Origin of the sequence: Amycolatopsis sp. NPDC057786 (genome assembly GCF_042797905.1) — a bacterium.
In the GTDB taxonomy this organism is placed as follows: Bacteria; Actinomycetota; Actinomycetes; order Mycobacteriales; family Pseudonocardiaceae; genus Amycolatopsis.
In genome coordinates this window covers 37568-44305 of sequence record NZ_JBHVKW010000070.1, presented here as the reverse complement: position 1 = coordinate 44305, position 6738 = coordinate 37568, and the positions used below count along the sequence as shown (strand labels likewise).

At 69.6% G+C, this 6738-nt stretch carries 7 protein-coding genes; 2 read left to right on the top strand and 5 right to left on the bottom strand.

Annotation, left to right across the window (positions count from 1 at the left end):
* Nucleotides 1-248 precede the first annotated feature (248 nt).
* Nucleotides 249-2171 (bottom strand): translational GTPase TypA, encoded by a 1923-nt coding sequence (gene typA, locus ACFVM3_RS29010; RefSeq protein WP_378443138.1) that lies wholly within the window; start codon nucleotides 2169-2171, stop codon nucleotides 249-251.
* Between the two features lie 194 nt (nucleotides 2172-2365).
* On the opposite strand from typA, the gene ACFVM3_RS29005 reads away from it, so the two are divergent.
* Entirely contained in the window at nucleotides 2366-2524 is a 159-nt protein-coding gene (locus ACFVM3_RS29005; protein WP_007028942.1) for a hypothetical protein, read from the top strand.
* A gap of 7 nt (nucleotides 2525-2531) precedes the next feature.
* On the opposite strand, the gene ACFVM3_RS29000 is transcribed toward ACFVM3_RS29005, so the two are convergent.
* Complete coding sequence (locus tag ACFVM3_RS29000; protein ID WP_126737471.1) at nucleotides 2532-2831, bottom strand: YciI family protein; 300 nt, start codon at nucleotides 2829-2831, stop codon at nucleotides 2532-2534.
* Between the two features lie 278 nt (nucleotides 2832-3109).
* Here ACFVM3_RS29000 and trpS point away from each other — a divergent pair, with 278 nt between their 5' ends.
* Entirely contained in the window at nucleotides 3110-4075 is a 966-nt protein-coding gene (trpS, locus tag ACFVM3_RS28995; protein WP_378443137.1) for a tryptophan--tRNA ligase, read from the top strand.
* 115 nt (nucleotides 4076-4190) lie between these two features.
* Here the strand turns inward: trpS and ACFVM3_RS28990 are convergent, their stop codons facing one another.
* From ACFVM3_RS28990 to ACFVM3_RS28980, 3 genes are all read right to left on the bottom strand, one after another.
* Nucleotides 4191-4580 carry a (deoxy)nucleoside triphosphate pyrophosphohydrolase gene (locus ACFVM3_RS28990; RefSeq protein ID WP_378443136.1) on the bottom strand — a complete coding sequence of 130 codons (390 nt, stop codon included), beginning with the start codon at nucleotides 4578-4580 and terminating at the stop codon, nucleotides 4191-4193.
* Nucleotides 4581-4643: 63 nt separating this feature from the next.
* Nucleotides 4644-5975 carry an ATP-binding protein gene (locus ACFVM3_RS28985; RefSeq protein WP_378443135.1) on the bottom strand — a complete coding sequence of 444 codons (1332 nt, stop codon included), beginning with the start codon at nucleotides 5973-5975 and terminating at the stop codon, nucleotides 4644-4646.
* Nucleotides 5972-6700, bottom strand: a complete 729-nt coding sequence (locus ACFVM3_RS28980; protein ID WP_378443134.1) for a response regulator transcription factor — start codon at nucleotides 6698-6700, stop codon at nucleotides 5972-5974. Before ACFVM3_RS28980 ends, ACFVM3_RS28985 begins: the two co-directional genes overlap by 4 nt.
* Between the last annotated feature and the right edge of the window lie 38 nt (nucleotides 6701-6738).

The window sequence follows — 6738 nt, the reverse complement described above, 5'->3', positions numbered from 1 at the left end:
TCAAACGCTACATAGCCCGCGAAATCCACCAAACCCTCATCGCAGACCTCGCCAACCTCACCCACACCCCTTGACATCAATAGGAGCATCTTTCGCGACGTCTGATGTCCTGAAAGTGGCTTTCGCGGCACCGGCTACAGGCGGCCACGGAGCAGGCCCCCGGGATCACCAGTGGCCGGGAACCAGCAGGTGTCCAGGACACCCTTGGCCGGAACCGGTACCGCCCCTCCGTCCCGCGCTTGGCGGGGTCAGCCGCGGTTCTTGTTGCGGTTGCGCTCCTTGGCGCGCTGGTTGACGTCCAGCGTGACCTTGCGGATCCGGACGACGTCGGGGGCGACCTCGACGCACTCGTCGACGGAGCAGAACTCCAGCGCCTCCTCCAGGCCCATCTTGCGCGGGCGGGCCAGCGTCTCCATCACGTCGGCGGAGGACTGACGCATGTTGGTCAGCTTCTTCTCCTTGGTGATGTTGATGTCGAGGTCTTCGGCGCGCGGGTTCTCGCCGACGACCATGCCCTCGTACACCTCGGCGCCCGGCTCGACGAAGAAGGTGCCGCGGTCGGCCAGCTGGATCATCGCGTACGCGGTGATCGGGCCGGACCGGTCGGCGACCAGCGAACCGGAGTGCCGGGTGCGGATCTCGCCCGCCCACGGGAAGTACCCCTCGAACACGTGGTTCGCGATACCGGTGCCGCGGGTCTCGGTGAGGAAGTCGGTGCGGAAGCCGATCAGGCCGCGCGCCGGGAGGACGTAGTCGAGCTTGATGCGGCCGGTGCCGTGCCCGCCCATGTGCTCCATGCGGCCCTTGCGGGCGGCCAGCAGCTGCGTGATGCCGCCGAGGTGCTCCTCCGGGGAGTCGATCGACAGCCGCTCGAACGGCTCGTGCAGCTTGCCGTCGATCATCTTCGTGACCACCTGCGGCTTGCCGACGGTCAGCTCGAAGCCCTCACGGCGCATCTGCTCGACGAGGATCGCCAGCGCCAGCTCGCCACGGCCCTGGACTTCCCAGGTGTCGGGACGCTCGGTCGGCAGCACCTTGATGCTGACGTTACCGATGAGTTCCTGGTCCAGGCGGGCCTTCACCAGGCGGGCGGTGACCTTGTCGCCACCGCTGCGGCCCGCCAGCGGCGAGGTGTTGACACCGATGGTCATCGAGATCGCGGGCTCGTCGACGGCGATCCGGGGCAGCGCCTCCGGGTTCTCGACGTCGGCGAGGGTGTCGCCGATGGTGATCTCGGGGATACCGGCGATGGCGACCAGCTCGCCCGCGCTCGCCTCGGTCGCCGGGACACGGGTGAGCGCCTCGGTGACCAGCAGTTCGGAGATGCGGACGTTCTGGATGGTGCCGTCCTCGCGCATCCACGCCACCGTCTGGCCCTTGCGCAGGCTGCCGGAGTGGATGCGGATCAGCGCGATCCGGCCGAGGAAGTTGGACGCGTCGAGGTTGGTGACCAGCGCGCGCAGCGGGCCTTCGCGGTCGGCGAAGGGCGGCGGCACGTGGCGCATCAGGGTCTCGAACAGCGGGTCGAGGCTTTCGCTCTCGGGCACCGCGCCGTCGGCGGGCTGCTCGAGGCTCGCCTTGCCCGCACGCGCGGAGGCGAAGACGACCGGCAGGTCGAGGATCGCGTCGAGGTCGGCGTCCTCGATGTCACCGGCCAGGTCGAGCAGGAGGTCGTGGGTCTCTTCGACGACCTCGGAGATCCGGGCGTCGGGCCGGTCGGTCTTGTTGACGACCAGGATCACCGGCAGGCCGGCTTCGAGGGTCTTGCGCAGCACGAACCGGGTCTGCGGGAGCGGGCCCTCGCTGGCGTCGACCAGCAGCACCACCCCGTCGACCATGGACAGGCCGCGCTCGACCTCACCGCCGAAGTCGGCGTGACCGGGGGTGTCGATGACGTTGATCGTCACCATGCCCTCGTCGGTCTTGCGGCGGATGGAGGTGTTCTTCGCGAGAATGGTGATGCCCTTTTCCCGCTCGAGCTCCCCGGAGTCCATCACGCGATCGACGAGTTCGGCGCGTTCCTCGAAGGCGCCGGACTGCCGGAGCATCGCGTCGACGAGGGTCGTCTTGCCGTGGTCGACGTGTGCGACGATGGCGACGTTGCGCAGGTCGGGCCGGGTCTTGCCGGACGAGCGGCCGGCATCGACTGCGGTGGCGCTGGCTGCGGGCACGCGAAGGCTCCAAAGGTTTCAAGTTCGGGTGTGGTGCCCGCGCTCGCGCGTTCGAGACACGCCCGGCCGACTTTGGCCATACGCGGACCACACCAGGATACCGCTACCCCGGATGTGAGCAGCCCCACGCCCCATGATCGGTTAGGCTCACCTAACGTGTAGAGGTCGCCGACACGGTCGGACAAGGAGCGCGCGTGGGCAAGAAACTACCTGACGACCCGCACAAGCTCGTGCGCAAATGGATGAAGTCCGGCAAGGTCAAGAAGAAATGCTGCCGGTCGAAGTCGAGGTGCGGCAAATGCCCCGTCCTCGCCCTGAAAAAGGCGAAGACGAAGATCGCGAAGGCCGCTTAGAAGATCGTCAATGCACCACCGCCTCGTTGATCGCCCGCAGTTCCGGGGCGGTCCTTGTCGGCGAGAACTCGATCACCTCGTAGGCGGCCATGTGCTTGACCGAGAAGGGGTCGGTCGCGAGGATCGCGTCCAGCTTTCCCCTGGCCATGGGCTTGGTGATGATCACGCCGCCGATACGCGGGTTACGCCTGCCGGAGGCGAGGAAATTACCGTGCTCGTACTGTTTGGTCAGCCAGTCCGCGTGGTCCGGGAGCACGTAGTCGATTTCTTCGATGGGCGCTGTGTAGGTCAGCAGGACGACAAACATGAGATGAAGGTAGACCCGCATCGCCAATATGACGGGTGTACTGCCCCGGCTGATATGAAGTGTTGACGCTACGTGCCCGTAATGAGTGATCCACGCCTGCTTTTCCGGCTGCGGTACGATCGTCGGCATGCGCGCGCAGAACGCCCAGTGGTGGCCGCCCTCCGGCGGCCCCGAAGTCCTGCGCTGAACCAGACGAGCGCACCACCAGGCCGCCCCACCGGGCGGCCTTTTTCGTGCCCGGACCCTGGGGCGGCCCGAATCCGGAAGGAAGAAGGCAGATGATCAGGTTGTCCGGGATCACCCCGTCCGGCCACGTCCACGTGGGGAATCACCTGGGGGCCATCCGGCGCTGGGCGGACGAGGGCGGGCCGGACGACCTGTACTTCGTCTCCGACCTGCACGCCATGACGAACTCGCACAATCCGGCGAAGCTGCGTTCGATGGCCTCCGAACAACTGGCCGTGCTGATCGCGGCCGGGATCGAGCCGGATCGCGTGTTCGTGCAGTCCGACATCGCCCGCGAGCTGGGCGCCCTCAACTGGGTCCTGGAGTGCACCTGCAACTACGGTGAGGCCGCCAGGATGATCCAGTTCAAGGAGAAGTCGAAGGGGCGGGCCGGGGTGAGGCTGTCCCTGCTGACCTATCCGGTGCTGATGGCGGCGGACATCCTGCTGCAGGGCGCGGACGAGGTCCCGGTCGGCGAGGACCAGCGGCAGCACGTCGAGCTGGCGCGAACGCTGGCGAAGCGGTTCAACTCCACCTACGGCGACGTGTTCACCATGCCGAAGGCGGTGCTGCCGCCCGCCGGCGCGCGGGTCATGGACCTCGCCGAACCGACGCGGAAGATGTCGAAGTCGACGAAGGAAGAGGCCGGGGTGATCTTCGTCCTCGACGAGCCCGACCAGGTCCGGCGGAAGGTCAAGCGGGCGAAGACCGACGGCGGGTCGAAACCGGCCTACGCGCCGGAAACGCGGCCGGGGATGGCGAACCTGCTGGACATCCTCGCGGCGTGCACCAGGGAGAAGCCCGAGGACCTCGCCGACCGGTTCGACTCCTACGGCCAGGTGAAGGAGGCCGTCGCCGAGGCGCTGATCGAGGAGCTGCGGCCGGTCCGGGACCGCGCGCTGGCGCTGCTGGCCGACCCCGGCGAGCTGGAGCGGGTGCGCAAGGCGGGTGCCGTCCGGGCGGCGGAACGGGGTGAGCATCGGTTGCAGTCCGCGCTGCGGCTCATCGGCGCCGGCTGAAGGTCTCGCGCCGCTCCTCCAAGTGTCATGAAAGGGTCGTCCAGGACATATTTCGTCCTGAACGACCCTTTCATGACACACGCGACCAGTCCCTCGAAGTCCGTGAAGGCCCCCTTCACGGACTTGAGAGCAAGGAGTGCAGGGCGGGCAGAAGGACGCGGTCGGCGGGCAGCCAATCGAGGCCGTCGAGTTCGTGCGTGGAGATCCACCGGACGTCCTTGTGCTCCACGGCTCGCGGCTCGTCCCCCGCGCTGACCAGCGTCGCGGCGTAGATCCGCAGCACCTTGCCCTTGGGCAACGGCACGTCTTCGCCGACCCGGCCCGCGACCGTCACCGCGACGTCCAGCTCCTCCAGGCATTCCCTGGCCAACGCGGCTTCGTCGCTTTCGCCGTCCTCGACGCGCCCGCCCGGCAGTTCCCATTGCCCGGCGTGGTCGGCGGGCCAAGCCCGCTGCTGCGCCAGCAGCCGTCCGTTCCGCACGATGGCGGCACCCACGATCACCACGCGGCACACCCTACTGACCGGGCGTGAAGGCGTAAGACGCGTGCTTGACGCCGTGTCCGCGAGTCACGCGCCAGGCCGCGCCGCCTGCCAGACCACCTGGAAACGTGCCCCGCCATCGGGTGACTCACCGACGCGGACGCGGCCCCCTCGGCGCCGGACGGCTTCCGCGACCATCGCCAGCCCCAGCCCGGTGCCGCCGGACGATCGGGCCCGCGAATCGGACACGCGGTAGAACCGGTCGAACACCCGATCCCGGTGTTCGGGCGCGATACCCGGCCCGTCGTCGTCGACCACCACCCGCACGGTGGACCGCGCCGCGAGCACCGACACCACGATCTGGCCCCGCGCGTACCGGCAGGCGTTGCGCAGCAGGTTGCTCAGCACCAGCTCGACCTCGGCGTGCGTGGCCAGCGCCCACGCGGTCCCGACCGTGCCGCTCACCCGGATCTCCGGCGCGCCGGCGGGTATCCGCGCGACCGCCGCCCGCACCTCGCTCACCAGCTCGACGGGTTCCGCGGGCGGGACCTCCCCCGCGTCCGACCTCGCCAGCGCCAGCAGTCCGTCGAGCAGCGCGGAAAGCCGTTCCGCCTCCTCCAGGATGTCGGAAAGCGTCTCCTGCGAGAGGTCGGGATCGGGATTGGCGACGGCGACCTCGGCCTGCACGCGGATCGACGCGACCGGCGACCGGAGCTCGTGCGCGGCGTCCCCGGTGAACCGGCGAAGCCGTTCGGCCCCTTCCTCCTGCCTGGACAGCAACGCGTTGAACTCCTCCGCCAGGGCGCGGAGTTCGTCGTGCGAATCCGGGAGCGGCAGCCGTGAGCCCGGCGGAAGCGCCCGCACCGACCCGCGCATCCGCGCCACCGGCCGCAGCGCGAACCGCACCAGCAACCACGTCGCGATCCCGGCGCCCACCGCGCCGACGGACGCGACCACGAACAGCCACAGCCCGCCGGAGTGCACAGCGGTCGCGAAGCCGACCAGACCCGCGCCCGCGACGACGAGCCGTTGCTGCCCGTCGGGAGCGGTGACCACGGTGCCCGCCCAGCGCCAGCTGTGCTCACCGCCGGTCGTGACCGGTTCTCCCGCCTTCAGCGCGCGGACGTCCGCCGGGCCGAGGTTCGCGGGCGGCAGGCCGTCCACCGGGCCGCCACCGGTGTCGAGGACGCGGACGGTGACCGCCGATCCCGACGGCGGCCGTCCCGCGGCGACGTCGGCCTTCGCGGTGTTCAGCTGGGCACTCAGTTCGTCGTCGACCGAGCCGATGAGCAGCGGCTGGAGGTTGTCCCCCGCGACCGCCGCCAGCCCCAGCAGGAAGCCGAGCGTGACCGTGGCCGTGAGCAGGGTGATCCGGACCTGGAGCGAACGGCGGCGCCACCAAGACGGCGAGCCGATCACCCCTGTCCCGCCGGGGCGATCACTTCGTCGAGCTGCGCGTCCGAGGCCAGGTAGCCGTGCCCGCGCACGGTCCGGACCACCGCGCCCGCGCCGACGGCGTCGAGTTTGCGGCGCACGTACCCGACGTAGACCTCGACGACGTTCCGGGTCGCGGCCTGCTCGTCACCCCAGACGGCGCGCAGCAGCTCGTCCTTGGTGACGACCGTTCCCGCCCGGCCGGCCAGCACCTCCAGCAGCGCGAACTCGCGCGGGCTGAACGCCACCTCGACGCCGTCGTAGCGGACTTGCCGCAGGCTCCGGTCGACTTCGAGCGCGCCGATGCGCAGCGGCCCGCGGATGGCGTCCGGCGAGGCCCGCCGCAGCACCGCGCGCACCTGCGCGACCAGGACGACGAACGAGAACGGTTTCACGAGGTAGCCGTCGGCGCCGAGGTCGAGGCCGTCCGCCTGGTCGACCTCGCCGTCCTTCGCGGAGATCATCAGTACCGGGGTGGTGACGCCGAGCGCGCGCAGACGTTCGAGCACGCGGTAGCCGGAAAGACCGGGAAGCATGATGTCGAGCAGGACGACGTCGAAGGAGCCCGTCTGCGCGAGCCGCAGGCCGCTGGGCCCGTCGGCCGCCGTGACCACGTCCATGTCCTCGGCGCGCAGCCCACGCTGCAACGCCTTGCGCACGCCGGGCTCGTCGTCGACCACCAGTACTCGAGGTTTCACGTCACTCATCATTCACGCTTTCACCAGCTCACGCGCGACCTCTCAGCGCC